Here is a 16,270-nt window from a genome sequence, read left to right as displayed (position 1 = left end):
CAAGGTCGAACGATGAATCCAGCGGCCGGCTCGACCCGATCAACGCGATCCGCCGCCCACGACCCCGACAGATCGACCCTCCGGCGGATCGGGGAGGACACCATGTTCGACATGATGCACACTCCGACACCCGGCACGACCGGCTCGCGCACCAATGACGAGCCCGCCGCCCCCACCGCGTCCCCGCGCCGCGCGACCTTTCGCAGGGCGACGCTGGCCACCGCCGCATCGCTGACGATGCTCGTCGGCGCCGTCACCGCGGCCACCTCCCCCATCGCCCACGCCGCACCCGCGGACCCGGCGGCGCAGACCGAGTGCGAGCACGTCGACGATCCGGCCCGCCTGGACGACGCGATCTCGCGCGCCATCGCCGAGGGCCACATTGCCGCCGGCCACGATTGGGCGCCGAACAAGGCGCTGGAGTTCCTGCCCGGCAATTGCGGCGAGGTCGTCGCGCAGCCGATCGCCGCGCTGGGCGGCGAGCCGTCGTCGCCGACGGCGCTGCTGCTCTACCACCCGGTCGACGGCCGCTACGTCACCACGGCCGAGGTCCCCGGCTTCGTCGCCGAGGGCCCCGCGTGGGGCACAAACATCAGCGGCATGTCGCGCATCGAGCGCACGACTCCGCAGGAGATCACCGTGTGGTGGAAGAACACCGCCGGCGAGACGGCGACGATGCGTTACCTGTGGGATCAGGGCAGGTACCACGCGCTGTACGAGGAAGGCTCGCAGTAGCCCCAGGCCGACCATCCCCGACGAGGGACGCGCGCCCCACCGGGCGCGATCGGATGTCCACGGTCGAGACCGGACCTCCGCGGAGAGGAAGACATGTTCCGCACTCATGACGACCACGCTCATGACCACCACAACCGCAGTCACCGCACGCACGGCCGCCGCGGAATCGGGGCGCTGACCGCCTCGGCCGCAGCGACGCTGGCCCTGACCGCCGCAACCATCACGTCGGCGGCCCTCGCTGCCCCGGCCACTCCATCCACCCCGGCCGCTGACCAGCCGACGGCAACCGCTCCCGTCGCGCCCACCGCCGATACGTCCGCGAACGACGCCCGTCTGGCGGAGGCCATCAAGTGGGCCACCCTCGAGGGCCATCTCTCGGACGACTACGAGTGGGTCGCCGACCCGCTCTATCCCTTCGTCGATGGCGGTCCCGATGGACTCTCGGCGCAGGTGATCACCGTGTCCGGCGCGACGGGTTCGTCGCCGCAGGCCGTGATTCTCTTCGGCTCGGGCCACGCGAACTTCTCCGACGCCGCCGTGGTACCCGAGGGCTTCGCCGCCCACGAGAGCTTCGGCGACGCCACCGGCCAGGTCGAGTCCGTCGAGCAGGCGGACCCGGACACGATCACCGTGACGTGGAAGGGCCCCGACGGCGAGCTCCGCGCCGTGGACCATCGCCAGCAAGATGGGCGCATCGTCGTCGAGTAGATCGCTTGACGACGAAACCGGCCCGCACCCCATTCCAGGGTGCGGGCCGGTCCGTCGTAAAGCGATCCTGCTCCGTGCAACGGCGCCGCTAAAGCACCGGGCGGAGGCTAGTAGTCGCGTCCGCCACGGTAGCCGCCGCGGCCACCGCGCTCGTCGCCGCCGCGACCGCCACGGTAACCACCGCGACCGCCGCGCTCGTCGTCGCGACCGCCACGGTAACCGCCACGGCCACCACGCTCATCGTCGCGACCACCGCGGTAACCACCACGGCCACCGCGCTCATCGTCGCGCCCACGGCCACCGCGGTAACCACCGCGACCGCCACGGTCATCGCCGCCGCGCCCGCCACGGAAACCACCGCGGCCGCCACGGTCGCCGTCGCGCCCGCCGCCGCGACGGTCATCGCGGTCGTCGTAGGCGTGGGAGCCGTCGTCGACGTTGGTGCCGTCGTCGGGCGTGATGTGGATCAACTGGCCCGAAATGCGGGTGTCCTTCAGGTTCTCGAACACCTGCTGCGGCATGTTCGCCGGCAGCTCGACCAGGGTGTGGTCGCCGCGGATGTCGATGTGGCCGAAGTCCTTCGACGTCAGGCCGCCCTCGTTGGCGATGGCGCCGACGATCGCGCCGGGGCGCACGTGCTGGCGGCGACCGACGGAGATGCGGAACTTGCTCATGCCGTCGCGGGTGAACTCGGCCCGTTCGGCCTTGCGGGCGGCGTGCTCGCTGCGGCGGTCGCGGACGCCGCGGCCACCGCGGTCCTCCTCGAAGCGGCCACGGCCCTCACGGCCCTCACGGCCGTCACGGCCGCGGCCGTCGCGATCGTCGCGCTTGCGGCGCGGCGGCTCCTTCATCAGGAAGTCGCCGTTCTGCGACGACGCGGCCAGCGCGGCGGCGATGTCGGCCAGCGGGGTGTCGTGCTCGTCGGCGTAGGACTGGATCAGCTCGCGGAAGACCGGGACCTGGTCGTCGGCGAGCGCCTCGGTGATGGCGTCCATGAACTTCGACTTGCGCGAGTCGTTGACCTCGTCGACGCTCGGCGGCGTCATCTCGTGCAGGGTCGACTTCGTCGCGCGCTCGATGGAGCGCAGCAGGCGGCCCTCGCGCGGGGTGACGAACAGCAGCGCTTCGCCCGAGCGGCCCGCGCGGCCGGTGCGGCCGATGCGGTGGACGTAAGACTCGGTGTCGTGGGGGATGTCGAAGTTGACCACGTGGCTGATGCGGTCGACGTCCAGGCCGCGGGCGGCGACGTCGGTGGCCACGAGGATGTCCAGGCGGCCGTTCTTCAGCTGGTCGATGGTGCGCTCGCGCTGGTTCTGCGCGATGTCGCCGTTGATGGCGGCGGCGGTGAAGCCGCGGGCGCGCAGCTTCTCGGCGAGCTCCTCGGTCTCGTGCTTGGTGCGCACGAACACGATCATCGCCTCGAACTCCTCGACCTCCAGCACGCGGGTGAGGGCGTCGAGCTTGTTGCGGTGCGCGGTCATCAGGAAGCGCTGGCGGATGTTGTCCGCGGTGCGCGTCTGCGACTTGACCGTGATTTCCTGCGGGTCGTTGAGGTACTGCTTCGACAGGCGGCGGATCGCGGCCGGCATGGTCGCGGAGAACAGGGCGACCTGCTTCTCGGCGGGGGTGTCGGCGAGGATGCGCTCGACGTCTTCCTGGAAGCCCATGTTCAGCATCTCGTCGGCTTCGTCGAGGACCAGGAAGCGCAGGTCGGAGATGTCCAGCGAGCCCTTCTGCAGGTGGTCGATGACGCGGCCCGGGGTGCCCACGATGACCTGGGCGCCGCGGCGCAGGCCGGACAGCTGGATGCCGTAGGACTGGCCGCCGTAGATCGGCAGCACGGAGATGCCGCCGAGGTGGTCGGCGAAGGACTGGAAGGAGTCGGCGACCTGGAGCGCCAGCTCGCGGGTCGGGGCGAGCACCAGCGCCTGGGGGGCGCGGACCTTGCGGTCGATGCGGGCGAGGACCGGCAGCGCGAAGGCGGCGGTCTTGCCGGTGCCGGTCTGCGCCAGGCCGACGACGTCGCGGCCGCTCATCAGCGTCGGGATGGTCGCGGCCTGGATCGGCGACGGCGACTCATAGCCGACCTTCGTCACCGCGGCGACGACCTCGTCGGGCAGGTCCAGCTCGTCGAAGCAGGGGCCCTGGGGCTCGTCGTTGTCGGCCTTATCGGACTTGTCGGCCTTCTTCTTGTCGTTCTTCTGCTCGGCCTGCTTGACGACGGCCTGCGCCTCACCCTGCTCGGCCTTCTCGACCGGGGCGGCGTTGTCCTCGAAGGGGGCCTCGTCGGCGTTGGAAACCTCGGTCTCGTCGACCTTCACGGCCTCGGTGGCTTCGGTGTTCGCGGCGTTCTGCTCGCCGGCATTCTGCTCGGCGTTCTCGTCGGCGGGGGCCTGCTCGGCGTTCTGCTCGGCGGCCTGCGCCTGCTCGACGGTGTTCTCGGTGTTCTCGGTGTTCTGCTCGGCGGTGGTGTTCTCGCCGGTGTTCTCGTTCAGCTCCGCACCCTGCTCATCGCGGAAATTCTCGTTGTCGTAACCCATGTATTTACCCATCTCATGGCCCCTGTGGGCCTCATGTGCGGCGCTTCCGGCCGTCTCGTCCGCGGTCTCGTACACCGCGTGCTCTGCATTGAAATTGTCTTCGTGGGCCGTGTTGGCCCGCCCATCGTCAGTGTCCGCGGGGTCGCTCTTATCCTGGCTGACCTGCGCAGCATCAACCATCGACGTTTTCAGTACGTCGTCGAGTGTGAGGGGTGCGCTGTCGTGCGAGCTTTCCGTGGATACCGATTCGTCGTTGGATTCCGGCGTTTTCACGTTGCCGGCCACGTCATCGGTTGTGCTCATTGCCCGAGCCACACTACCCCTTCTACATGCCGAAACGCGATTAACTCGGCCCAACGGTGTCGGAGGTCACTCTGATTGCGTGCATATCGGGAGCCTCGCCAACCTCCGTCGCCCCCTCCGATACGCCGCCCTTGCGCGCCCCACCACCGCCCCCGCCCACTCTCGTACAGTCCCCACCGCCCTCGCCGCCGCTTTTCGTGCAGATACGGTTACACCCCTCCCGCCGGCCTCCACATTGACGCAGGTCACGGGCTTCAGATATGCAGCGCTGGCGCCATATCTGCACGAACCGCCCACCACCGGACCACCTGCGGGCCACATACGCGCAACCCGCGCGCCGCTGCGTCCCCTCGCATGCCCGACCCGCCATGATGAACGTCATTCACGTGTCACAGAGATGCCAACGCCTCGTCGGCAACTACGTTTCCGCAGGTCGCGGTTTTCGGTGGCATCTCCTTGGCACGAACCCGCCGCGAACTCCCGGGCCTCAGCGCGAACCCGCCGCAAGCTCCCGCGCCGCGGCACGAATCAGCCGCAAGCCCGCCCACCTCGGCACGAAACCGCCGCGAGCTTCGGCGCCTCAGCACCCGACCGCCGCGGGCTGTTCCGTCCGAGCACGCAACCGACGGGGCCACGCCCGTTTCGTGCAGATACGGTTACACCCCTCACGCCGGCCTCCACATTGCCGCAGGTCACGGGCTTCAGATATGCAGCACTGGCACCACATCTGCACGAACCGCCCACCGCCGGCCCCATTCGGGCCGCATACGGGCAGCCCGGACCTCCACGGCCGGGCACCGCCCACGAGATCACGATTCGCGGCCCGGATCGCGATCTCGTCGGCGACGCGGTCGAGGCACCGTCGACGAGATCACGATTCGCGGCCCAGATCGCGATCTCGTCGGCGTCGCAGCTGGGCACCGTCGACGAGATCACGATTCGCGGCCTCGATCACGATCTCGTGGGCGTCGTGGGCGTCGTAGGCAGCGTGGGCGGCGCGGGCGGCATGAGCCGCGGCTCCCCTACTCGACGGGCTTGGGAGACGTCGGCACGCACGCCAGCGTCTCACGCCCGCCGAGCCAGCCGAGGAACGCGATGCCGGTGATCACGCCGCAGACGATGAAGCCCGCCTGATACCCCCACACGTCGACGATCAGGCCGACGACCAGTGGGCCGGAGATCGCGCCGAGGTCCATGGCCATCTGGAAGTTCGCCAGCACCTTGCCGCCCTGGCGGTCAGAACCGATGACGTCGGCAAGCACCGCCTGCTGCACGGGGTTGAGCATGCCGGCGCCGAATCCGGCGACGGCGGACACGGCGAGCAGCGCGACGTCGCCATGCATGAACCCGACCACCGCGGTGGCCACGCCGTTGATGGCCAGGCCGACGAAGATCAGGGGCCGCCGCCCGATGCGGTCGGACAGCGACCCGGAAAACTGCAGCGCTATGACGTTGCCCACGGCGAACGCGGTCAGCGCCAGGCCGGCCACCGCCGCGCCGTGCTCGAAGGTCGCGGCGGCGTAGAGCGGGATGATGGCCACGCGGACGCCGAAGTTCGACCAGCCGTTGGCGAAGCCGGACACCAGCGCCGCGCGGTAGGCGGAGTCGCGCCAGGCGTCGCGGAAGCGCATGACCGGCGTGGTGCGCTGGGGCACCTTCTGGCGCAGCGCCTCGGGGTTGAGGCGCACGGCGACGATCAGCGTGGCCACGACCAGCGCGAACCCGTAGATGAAGAATGGCGCGCGCATTCCCCACGCGGCCATCACGGCGCCGAGCAGCGGCCCGAACACGTTGCCCAGCAGGAACGCCGAGCCGTAGGCCGACGAGCATTTGCCGCGGATGTTCGGCGGCGCCATGCGCACGATCAGGCCCATCGCCGAGACGGTGAACATGGTCGAGCCGATGCCGCCGAGGGCGCGGAAGACCAGCAGCGACCAGTAGTCCCAGGCGACGCCGACGAGCAGGGTCGACACGGCGACGATGGTCAGGCCGCCGAGGTAGGTGTACCGGTAGCCGACCTTGTCCACCAGGCGGCCGGACGTCGGCGCGAAGATGAGGCGGAAGATGGAAAACGAGCTGACCACGAAGCTGGCGGCGAAGACGGAGACGTCGAAGCTGCGTGCGTATTGCGGCAGGATCGGGGCGATGAGGCCGAAGCCCAGCGCGATGACGAACGCCGCGCTGACCAGCACCCAGATTTCGCGGGGGATGGGGGTTTTCGGCTCTCGCGGAGCGCGCGGGGTGGTCGCGCCGCCACGTTTTTGTTGCATGTGTCCACCATAGTCCCGGGTCCAAATCGCGCTTTCCGGGCTTTACGACGGTGACCGCCGTCACATTCGGTTAGCGTGGCAAACATGAATGCGGCGAAACGGGACACGGCGGGCGACTCGGGAGCATCGGGAGCCACGGCCACATCGGCGAAGGCGAAGCGCCGGCCGAAGAAGCATCGCGGGTGGAAGATCGGCGGCGCCATCGTGGCGGTGCTGGTGGTCATCGTGGCGGTGGTGTTGGCGGTGGCGCCGGGGATCGTCGAAAAGCAACTGAATCCGGTTGCCGAGGTCGAGCTGAAGGACCCCTCCCCCGAGGCCCTGGACCTGCACGGGCGGTTGACCATCGCCGACATGCATTCGGATGCGCTGTTGTGGAAGCGGTCGATTCTGGAGCGCGCGGATCGCGGACACGTGGATGTGCCGCGGCTTCGGGAGGGCAACGTGGCGCTGCAGGTGTTCGCGTCGGTGACCAAGTCGCCCCGGGGGCAGAATCTGGACGGCAACACGGATGAGACGGACAACATCACTCCCCTGTCGGTGGCGCAGTTGCAGCCGCCGCGGACGTGGAATTCGCCGTTCGAGCGGTCGATGTATCACGCCGAGAAGCTGGATCGGGCGGTCGAGGGGTCGGACGGGCAGTTGCGGTGGATCCGGACGAAGGGGGATCTGGAGGCGTTGGTGGCCGAGCGCGAGGCCGGCGGCGATGCCATCGGCGCGTTGTATGCGCTGGAGGGGCTGCACAATCTGGAGGGCAACGGGGCGAATTTGAAGCGCCTGTATGACGCGGGGGCACGGATGGCCGGGTTCACGCACTTCTTCGACAACGAGGTCGCCGGGTCCATGCATGGCGTCGATCGCGGTGGCCTGACGGATCTGGGCCGCGAGATGTTCACGCAGATGCAGGAGCTGGGCATGGTCGTGGATTTGGCGCATGCGAGCCCCGAGGCGATGGAGGAAATGATCTCGCTTGCCGACGGGCCGGTCGTGTATTCCCATGGCGGCGTGCGCGCCACGTGCGACGTGAACCGGAATCTGACCGATGAGCAGATTCGGGGCATCGCCGGCACCGGGGGCGTGATCGGCGTGGGCTACTGGGAGGACGCGGTGTGCGGCCTGGGCGTCGAGCCGGTGGTCGATGCGATCGACCATGTGGTGGAGGTGGCCGGCATCGACGCGGCAGCGTTGGGTTCGGACTTCGACGGGTCGGTCGAGGTGCCGTGGGATGCCTCGCAGCTGGCCGTGATCACGCAGGAGTTGATGGACCGCGGGTACTCGGAGGAGGACATCGCGAAGATCATGGGCGTCAACACCCTCCGCGTGCTGGGAGAGGTGCTGCCGGAGTAGGGGGCGGGCAACAAACACCGCGCAAGCGCCAAACACTGGCAATAGCCGTCAGAGCGCGATCCCACCGGCGAAACCCAAGCAGATAAGATGGGTTCACGCTCTCAAGAACAGAGGAAACAATGACGACGGCCGACAGCTTTACCGACTACTTCAACTTTCTCGCCCGCACATACGACGTAGAAGTAGCCCGAAGCAGGTGCGCGGCACTTCCCGGGGTGACCGAAGACATCCTCGACCAGCTTACCGACGGATTCAGTTTAAAACTGACTCGAATAACGGAATCAGAACCCGCAGTCATCCGACCCGCTGGGTTGAAGCCATGGTACTCAGGAACCGAGCCTGGGGACGTTCGCTGGGCAAGTCTTCGAAACTACTACCTGCATCACAAAAACCGGCCTGAAGACCAGGTTAATTCCGTAGACACTGCTTCCGATGTCATCATCGCCCATACACCAAAACCCACCCGAAGGAAGTTCCAGAGCCGAGGACTAGTCGTTGGATACATCCAGTCCGGGAAAACTACCAACTTCACCGCAGTAGCCGCAAAAGCCGCCGACTTGGGCTACCACTTGGTTATTGTACTTTCCGGCATTCATAACTCACTACGAAAGCAAACGCAGAAGCGACTCGACTCCGAGCTCACCGACCTCAATACCAAACAATGGCTATCACTCACGACACCAAAATCCGATTTCTACGAGCCCACATTTCGAGGCGAGCAGGCACTCGGCGAGGGCAAGCCAGCGGGGCTGATGGTTGTCAAGAAAAACGCCGCCGTTCTCGGCAGACTCGAGGCCTGGCTCGACACAAAAGCCATGCGCGAACACCTGAAAAACCTGCGTGTGCTAGTGATTGACGACGAAGCCGACCAAGCTTCGATCGATACCAACACGATAAACGGCATGATCAGCAGGATTCTAAAACTCATGCCGCGCAATACCTACATTGGCTATACCGCCACCCCCTTCGCCAATGTCTTTGTCGATCCAACCAATCCAGACGACTTCTATCCGCGCAGCTTCATACTAAACCTTCCGCGACCAGAGGGATACTTCGGGCCGGAAATGATATTCGGACGACCAGATGCGGAGAACGACTCTGAAGACTCATCCGGTTACGACATGGTGCGGATAGTACATTCACACGAAGTAAGCCACCTCGCCCCCGCGAGCAGAGACGACATCCCCACCTTCATTCCGACCGCCGAAGGCCCCCTCGAGGACGCACTGAACTGGTACTTCCTTGCCACCGCCGCCAGATTCGCGCGAGGACACGACGGCCACAGCTCCATGCTGATCCACACGCATATTTCGACCGAAGTCCACGAATCGTTTCGTGCACCCCTTGAAGCATTCCGCGAGGACCTGCTTGCCCGTTTGAAGTCTGAGGACAACACCACGTTCGACAACCTGCAACGACAATGGGATACCGAAACGCAATCAGTGCCGGCTGCAGAATTTGGATTGCATGAGGTGCCCTTCGACCAGGTTCGAGACCATCTCTTGGAGGTCGTTGAACGAACGCGAATCGTACTAGATAACTACAAGTCCAAGGATCGACTCGACTACAGCAGTGGCGCATCCCCACAATTGGTGATCGCCGTCGGTGCGAATACCCTTTCCAGAGGACTGACACTCGAAGGTCTCGTCTCTTCCGTTTTTGTGCGTTACGCAAGAGCATACGACACACTACTTCAAATGGGACGTTGGTTCGGATTCCGAAACGGTTACGAAGACCTACCGCGCATATGGATGACCGAAGAACTACAGAACCAGTTCCGACACCTTGCGCAGGTAGAGCATGAGATGCGGATGGACATTGATCGATATCAAGAACAAGATCTCACCCCTCTCGACTTGGCAGTGCGGATTCAATCTCATCCATCTCTCGCCATCACCGCCAAGATGGGCGCAGCTCGGCCTGCCTACATCAGTTTCAGTGGGCACGCGTTAACTACGAGATATTTTGACGTTACCGATCCAACCACACTTCGATCCAACATTCGCGCGGCTTCTACGCTTGCAAGCGAAGTCACGACAGTTGGAACGCTGCTTTCTGAGAGTAGCAACCTAGGTCGTTCGCTTGTATATGACGATGTTCCTGCCAGATGTGTACTCGGTTTCCTCTCTTCCTATTCGACCCACGATTCGCAGGCCAACATGGCGCCTGAACTGCTGTCCGAGTACATTCGCGAATGCCTAGCGGCACGCGACGGCTATCTTGAATCGTGGACAGTAGCTTTCATCGCAGGCAACGGCAGCCCAGTTTCGCTTGGCGCCCTTGGAGAGTTTCCGTCATCACGACGGTCGGCTGAAACCGATGATCCGACGAACAAGCGCATCCACACTCTATCGAATCCAACCGACTTCGGCCTTGGCCTCGGAATGAGTCGATCTGAATTGCGAAAAGCCACTGGGGGGCCTAAGAAGGTGGCATCGGACCCCCGCATGCTTACCCTACGAAGCCTGAATCACGATCATTGCCAAAAGGGCATCCTTCTAATTTACGCTATTGATCCGATCTCCGAGCCCGAAAACACAAAGAAAAAGCGCAAGGTCGAAAAGTACGCTATCGACGCAGCCGAAGGACTACACCCCATTGGATTCGGAATTGGCTTTCCCGACCCTGAACAGAATGGGGCGACCGATATCCGAAAGAGGAGGATGGCGACCCATATGGCGGTGGACCTACCTGACCGCGACGAATACCCAGAAGAGCTTCACGACATTCTATTCTCGGACACTGAGGAATACTGATGAATATTTCAGAGATCGCGGACTTATGGAATGACCTCACTATCCCATCAACCGGCGAGTTCACGACGGGGTTCATTGGCGATTCAGAAATACAACTCGCACTAGACCAAAACGGCTTCCGTCACATCTTGCTACCACTCGGCGATATCGAAGGCGACGTTCACTATATCGGGGAGTTTCTCCGAGTTCGAGTCAAGGAGGTAGGCGTCGCGCGGTTTGACTTCGTTCCCCATCTTGACGTTTACTGCGTCAATAGCATATTGTTCGATACTTTCAACCGCCTTGTCGGCAGTATTCTTGACGTCGCACTCACAAGCACCACTCCTGCAAGTGACTCTCTGAAATGCATCGATGAGTGGAAGTCATTGTTTTTACACAGACGGCGTAGCACTCTAACGCCCCAACAACGAATCTCTCTTTTCGCCGAGCTCGGCGTGTTGAAGGACTTCGTCGAGGCACAGCAGATCGTCGAGACCAGTTCCTGGACTGGGCCATCGAAAGCACCCCATGATTTCGAGTTCGACACAATGTCACTCGAGGTCAAGGCCTACGGTGCTGGCTCCGATCAGGTGACTTTCCACGGCCCGCTACAGCTTGACACCTTCGAAGGCAAACCGTTGTTCCTGTGCCTTCGGCAGGTCGAGGAGGACGAGGGAGGCAATTCGTTGCTGGAACTTGCACAAGAGATCGAAGATCAAGTCGAGGATCCGCAGAAGTTCCGCACGACTCTTAACAAGATCGGGGTGCTCGAAGACGACGAAAACCTTAAGCACTACAGATACTCCGTCGTTCGTGAATCTCTGTTCGAGGTTAACGAGCAGACGCCGCGAATCGTTGCCTCATCCTTCGCGGATGGCGAGTTCCCCTCCGCAATCGAGCGCCTCCGGTACTCGGTCGAGCCTGAGGATTTGATCACCGTCGATGCATTCTCCAACGTCGAATCGTGGCTCAAGGAGGTCGGCAAGTGAGCAGCGTACGCTGGTGGTCCCAGCCGTTTCCTCCCGAAGGCGGCGTGACGGGTTCGGGCGTAATGAAGCAGCTCGGGACACCTTCCATGGAGCTGCTGGACGTACTTGTCCGCGAGTCTGCCCAAAACAGCTGGGACGCGGCCCTCGGCGACCAGATTCGTTATTCAATCGAGTTTCGCCGGCTCGGCGAGCATGCCGATGCCTGGCGTCGGCTTATCGGTGATTCGGATTCGACCGACGGAACGGTGGTCCATCCCCGAGACCTCACGCCCGATTCGCTGATTCTGATCGTCAGCGACCGAGGAACATCGGGTCTCGGAGGTCCTCTGCTCGCGGACGAAAAGATCAAACCGGGGCAGGTGGCCAATTTCGTCCAGTTTTTGCGCAACGTCGGCGAGCCCAGAGACAAGGACCTGGGCGGCGGCACTTACGGTTTCGGCAAAGCGATCTTCTACAACCTCAGCGCGTGTGGTGCGATTCTCGTCGACACTCACTGCACGGATCGCGTGAATCGCCGGCGGCTCATGGGAGCCGCACTCGGAGACCCGTTCACCGGCAGCGACGGCATCCGTTATACGGGGCGCCACTGGTGGGGCGCCACGGATGGCTCTCGCGGTGTTCCCCTCCCTCTCCTCGAAGACGAGGCGGCGACCACCTCCCGTCAGTTCGGATTGCCGGGTTTCGATGACGACGAAACCGGTACGGACGTCGCGATTCTCATGCCGAATCTGGGCCTGGCGGATGGCGAGGAGGAGTCTCGCCACGACAACGTCGAGGAGGCCGCCGATCGGGTCGTCTCCGCAATTCTATGGCACCTGTGGCCGAAGCTCGGTTCCGCGGTTCGAACTCCCGAAATCAAAGTGTCGGTTTTCGCGGAGGGCGAAGCGGTCCCGATCCAAAGGCCCGATCAATATGTCTTCCTTCGCCCGTTCACGCTTTCCCTGGATGCGATAGGCGAGGGCAAGGGTTCCCCCATCATCCGAAAGACGAAGAGCTTCCCCGGTGAAGTGGGAAGATGGGCGATTCACTTTTGCCAGTCGGATCCGACTTCCGGATCGAGTGCGGGACTCCTTTCCGCGAAACCATTCAACGGCCCGTACCACCACGTCGCCCGTATGAGGCAAGCGAAGCTCGTCGTCGACTACTTCGAATGTGAGCCATACCCGGGGCAAGACATGGGTTACGGCGCGGCGTTCATCGCCTCGCCCGAGTTCGACCAGTGCTTCGCGGATGCCGAACCGCCGACGCACGACAAATGGGAAACTCGGGGACTGCCCGACAGGGCGCGTCTCGTCGTCAACCATGCGGCGACGAATCTTCGCAAGAGCGTCAAAGAGCTGCTGGCAACGAAGGCTTCGACGCGATCCTCCGACTTAGCGGGCCTCGGCCGGCTCTCATCGAATCTGGCGCGACTTATTCCATTCGATGGACGCGAAGTCAACCCATCCTCGCCCAAGAAGCCTCAAACCACTCGGTCAAAAGGCAAGCGCGGCCCAACAGCAAGAGTCCTCGAGCAGCCTCGACTCGTACGTTACGACGGATCGCTCAAGCTAATCGCTACCGTTCGCCCCCCTGCCGTCGGGCATCGCCAGGTTACGTTGGTCGCGGATCCTTTCGTGTTCCTCGACGACGGTCGTCGAGAAAGCGGAGCACCCGCCAACGCCCCCGTCCCGACGATCATCGGATGGCGAGACGCGACGGGTGCGGTTCTGTCCGAGGGAAACGAACTTTCCGTCACCGGAGACGTCGCCGACAACGAGACCCTGACCGTCGAGATTTCTCGGGTCCCCAATGCATCCATCGGCCTCGCCGTCACCACTGAGGAGAAATGATGCTGAATCCCCCATATCTCATTCCTGATGTCGAACGAATAGATTTCGGTGACTGGAATCGCCGAATCGGTGACGAGTGGTCCGTCCTCGAGGCTGATATTCCAGATTGGAACCCCGGAACCGATCTGGAGGTGTCACGGCCGTACGAAGTTGATCTCAAGGGCATCCACGACGATTGTGGGTTGGCGCCTCACTCGGCCGTTCGAGTGACGGTGTCTTGGTCGAGCGATTCCTCGAAGATGGGGGGCATCGTCGCCCAAGAAATCGTCGTAGACGAAAAGCAACGAAGCGTTCGAGGAAGGCTGAACGGCATGGAGGTCGGTGGCAGACTGACGCTGCGCACCACGGTTACGGCCGTGCCTGCAGCGGGGTCTGAAGACGGGGCACCGATGAGTCCCGGCACCGTCTTGTACGACGACACTCAGACGGTGATGCTCGGTGACGACGAAGGGAAGTTCCCCGTTTGCATCGATGACTTCGCGCACACCCCCTTTGATCCGGATGCATCGTGGTATTTCGAAATCGATTCGACGGACCTGACCGCTTCCTTCAACTCTGCCTCAGTTCTGCACCTTAACGAACGTGATGACAAGCTCGTCAAGGCGACCACGGCGGAGAACCCGACCGCGGCGCAGAAGACGCTGTTGCGCGAGCTCAGCCACGGGCTGTCAACGCACATGCTCTACCTCGCCATGGAAATCGATCGAGGCGAAGGACTCGCCGAGCACTCCTCCTGGCCAGTCGGATCCCTCGGGGCGATGTTCTCGCTCTTGCTCGAGCAGGCCCAACTCTCGGGATCGAATCTCGGCGGCGGCATCGACCAGCTCACTCGACTGAGAGCCAGCCTCGAAGGAATCACTCGCCGTCAAGGAAAGGGGCGCCCCTTCTGATGTCCGGTAAACAAGCCCAATTATGGCCACGGATTGCGCGATCGATTGCCGAAACCATGTTTCAAACGGAGCTGATGGCCGGAGAGATTCCCCCGCACGGACTGAGCCACAACGAAATGACGTACGGCCCAACCGGAGGTCGAGTCGGGCAACGGGACATGGATGCCTTGAGGGAGGTGCTCATAAACATGGCCCGAAACTACGGTTTCGAATCGCTGGAGCGCTCCTCAGACACCGGAACCGACTTCGACAGAGCGGCGGCGCCTTTGATCGTGGATCACATGAATCTCACGTGGGAGGAGGCCGGACAACCGGGGGTGTGGTCGTTCATTTCGTTGGTCCTTCTCCCCGACCTCACTCACTGGCGGTGGGCTGGCTCAAATGGATCCCCTGGGAACAAAGAACGCTGGATCTGTATTGATCCGACGCGCCATGCGTGGGGACGGTTGTGGTGGCAGGAAACCGTTTGCCGGGAACGTCCAGGGTTGCTGGACCAGTACAACGAATCCGAGCTCAATCAGTTTTTCGAACGTACGTCATTGACGCGTAATCGCGAATTCTTCCTCTACTTCATGGAAGCCACCGGAAAACACCTGTCGAGTCTTCCTCGGAGGGCACTGGTGCGAGACGTCACGCGACGGATTCGCCGCCGATTGGCGTTCATCGACACGTTTTCGATGACCACCCCGGAGCTGCATGCATTCGTTGACGAGGTGATCGCCGAGAGTATCGATGCCCTCCGCTGACGACGCGACGGCCGGTGCGACGTGGATGCCTTCGTTTGGCGATGGGGACTCGGCCGGCTAGCCTGGGGCAATGACTTCGAACACCCTCCGCACGCTGGACCTGTTCGCAGGTGCAGGTGGAATCACCGAAGGGTTCAGGCAGGCCAGCGATCGATTCCGTTGTGTTCGGGCCGTCGAATGGGATGAGGACGCCGCGAACACCTTCGATGCGAACCACGGTGACGGTGAGCAGATCACGTTCGCGGGGGACATCGAAACCTGGTCGGAACACGAGACCGTTCCCGCGGCCGATGTCGTCGTGGGAGGGCCTCCGTGCCAGGGGTTCTCGCAGCTCGGCCGGCAAGCTGCAGATGACGAACGCAATCGACTGTGGCGCCATTACGCCGAGGCGGTGCGAGACTCCGGCGCAACGTACTTCGTCATGGAAAATGTTCCGCAGTTCATGAAGTCGCTCGAAGCACCCCTGTTCCTCAGAGAGTTCGAGCCTGGCGGAATCCTCGCCGACTACCGCCATGACCAGAGGATTCTGAACGCCAACGATTATGGGGCGGCGCAAAACCGAAAACGATTCATTGCCCTGGGATGGAAGAAGGGATCGACTGCCCCGGCTTGGCCCGAAGTGCTGCCAGATGCACGGCGCCTGGTACTTCGGGACATTCTCGCCGGTGTCCCCATTTCCGTCACGAGCACCCACCTCCGCAGCGAACGGCCCGTGCAAACGCACGAGTTGCATTTCACCCGCGACTACCGCGAAATCTCCCTGAAGCGATTCCGAGACATCCCGCCCGGCGGCAACCGCTTCGACATTCGGGATGAATACCTCGCGCCTTGCTGGCGCAACCACAAAACCGGTTCCGGCGACGTCATGGGACGCCTCCGGTGGGATCACCCCTCTGTGACCATCCGCACGGAGTTCTTCAAACCGGAGAAGGGACGCTACATCCACCCGACCGAGAATCGCGCGATCACGCACTTCGAGGCCGCGCTCATCCAAGGTTTCCCGTCGGACTATCTGTGGTTCGGTTCAAAGACTTCTATCGGCAAGCAGATCGGGAACGCCGTACCGATCCCAATGGCGAAGGCGATCGCGACTTCTCTTCTCGACGCCTTCGAAGGGAATGGCAGAACCGAAGACGAGCCGACGCTGCCGGGCATGGCGTAGCACTCGTCCAAGATCT

At 63.3% G+C, this 16,270-nt stretch carries 11 protein-coding genes; 9 read left to right on the top strand and 2 right to left on the bottom strand.

The window, feature by feature from the left end:
- The first annotated feature begins 111 nt into the window (after positions 1 to 111).
- Positions 112 to 735 carry a hypothetical protein gene (locus CX1_RS05115; RefSeq protein ID WP_146780704.1) on the top strand — a complete coding sequence of 208 codons (624 nt, stop codon included), beginning with the start codon at positions 112 to 114 and terminating at the stop codon, positions 733 to 735.
- Positions 736 to 828: 93 nt separating this feature from the next.
- Entirely contained in the window at positions 829 to 1,443 is a 615-nt protein-coding gene (locus CX1_RS05110; protein WP_060925356.1) for a hypothetical protein, read from the top strand.
- A 107-nt stretch (positions 1,444 to 1,550) separates the two neighbouring features.
- On the opposite strand, the gene CX1_RS05105 is transcribed toward CX1_RS05110, so the two are convergent.
- Complete coding sequence (locus CX1_RS05105) at positions 1,551 to 3,995, bottom strand: DEAD/DEAH box helicase (protein ID WP_082719151.1); 2,445 nt, start codon at positions 3,993 to 3,995, stop codon at positions 1,551 to 1,553.
- A 1,313-nt stretch (positions 3,996 to 5,308) separates the two neighbouring features.
- Positions 5,309 to 6,556: an MFS transporter gene (locus CX1_RS05100; RefSeq protein WP_060925355.1), complete on the bottom strand. Its 1,248-nt coding sequence runs from the start codon at positions 6,554 to 6,556 to the stop codon at positions 5,309 to 5,311.
- A gap of 84 nt (positions 6,557 to 6,640) precedes the next feature.
- Between CX1_RS05100 and CX1_RS05095 the strand changes: the two genes are divergently transcribed.
- The 7 genes from CX1_RS05095 (at position 6,641) to CX1_RS05070 (ending at position 16,254) form a co-directional block, all read left to right on the top strand.
- Positions 6,641 to 7,900: a dipeptidase gene (locus CX1_RS05095; protein ID WP_082719118.1), complete on the top strand. Its 1,260-nt coding sequence runs from the start codon at positions 6,641 to 6,643 to the stop codon at positions 7,898 to 7,900.
- A 119-nt stretch (positions 7,901 to 8,019) separates the two neighbouring features.
- On the top strand, positions 8,020 to 10,656 hold the full coding sequence (locus CX1_RS12005; RefSeq protein WP_082719117.1) for a Z1 domain-containing protein: 2,637 nt from the start codon (positions 8,020 to 8,022) through the stop codon (positions 10,654 to 10,656).
- A complete protein-coding gene (locus tag CX1_RS12000; protein WP_082719116.1) occupies positions 10,656 to 11,624 on the top strand; it encodes a PD-(D/E)XK motif protein in 969 nt (322 codons plus the stop codon). Before CX1_RS12005 ends, CX1_RS12000 begins: the two co-directional genes overlap by 1 nt.
- Entirely contained in the window at positions 11,621 to 13,456 is a 1,836-nt protein-coding gene (locus tag CX1_RS12350) for a hypothetical protein (RefSeq protein ID WP_146780657.1), read from the top strand. The genes CX1_RS12000 and CX1_RS12350 overlap by 4 nt, the downstream gene beginning before the upstream one ends.
- Entirely contained in the window at positions 13,453 to 14,346 is an 894-nt protein-coding gene (locus CX1_RS12345; protein WP_146780658.1) for a hypothetical protein, read from the top strand. Before CX1_RS12350 ends, CX1_RS12345 begins: the two co-directional genes overlap by 4 nt.
- Positions 14,346 to 15,092, top strand: coding sequence for a DUF6339 family protein (locus tag CX1_RS12340; RefSeq protein ID WP_146780659.1), 747 nt, complete (start codon positions 14,346 to 14,348; stop codon positions 15,090 to 15,092). Before CX1_RS12345 ends, CX1_RS12340 begins: the two co-directional genes overlap by 1 nt.
- A gap of 70 nt (positions 15,093 to 15,162) precedes the next feature.
- Positions 15,163 to 16,254, top strand: coding sequence for a DNA cytosine methyltransferase (locus tag CX1_RS05070; protein WP_046651192.1), 1,092 nt, complete (start codon positions 15,163 to 15,165; stop codon positions 16,252 to 16,254).
- The last annotated feature ends 16 nt before the right edge of the window (positions 16,255 to 16,270 follow it).

Origin of the sequence: Corynebacterium xerosis NBRC 16721 = ATCC 373 (assembly GCF_001552415.1) — a bacterium.
In the GTDB taxonomy this organism is placed as follows: Bacteria; Actinomycetota; Actinomycetes; order Mycobacteriales; family Mycobacteriaceae; genus Corynebacterium; species Corynebacterium xerosis.
Note: the sequence above shows the minus strand (reverse complement) of the source record. Positions and strands in the feature narration are given on the sequence as shown.

Coding starts and splice junctions, on each gene's coding strand:
- CX1_RS12340 (WP_146780659.1), top strand. CDS start 14,346: ATGTCCGGTAAACAAGCCCAATTATGGCCACGGATTGCGCGATCGATT.
- CX1_RS12000 (WP_082719116.1), top strand. CDS start 10,656: ATGAATATTTCAGAGATCGCGGACTTATGGAATGACCTCACTATCCCA.
- CX1_RS05115 (WP_146780704.1), top strand. CDS start 112: ATGATGCACACTCCGACACCCGGCACGACCGGCTCGCGCACCAATGAC.
- CX1_RS12345 (WP_146780658.1), top strand. CDS start 13,453: ATGATGCTGAATCCCCCATATCTCATTCCTGATGTCGAACGAATAGAT.
- CX1_RS05100 (WP_060925355.1), bottom strand. CDS start 6,556: ATGCAACAAAAACGTGGCGGCGCGACCACCCCGCGCGCTCCGCGAGAG.
- CX1_RS12005 (WP_082719117.1), top strand. CDS start 8,020: ATGACGACGGCCGACAGCTTTACCGACTACTTCAACTTTCTCGCCCGC.
- CX1_RS05110 (WP_060925356.1), top strand. CDS start 829: ATGTTCCGCACTCATGACGACCACGCTCATGACCACCACAACCGCAGT.
- CX1_RS05105 (WP_082719151.1), bottom strand. CDS start 3,995: ATGGGTAAATACATGGGTTACGACAACGAGAATTTCCGCGATGAGCAG.
- CX1_RS05070 (WP_046651192.1), top strand. CDS start 15,163: ATGACTTCGAACACCCTCCGCACGCTGGACCTGTTCGCAGGTGCAGGT.
- CX1_RS05095 (WP_082719118.1), top strand. CDS start 6,641: ATGAATGCGGCGAAACGGGACACGGCGGGCGACTCGGGAGCATCGGGA.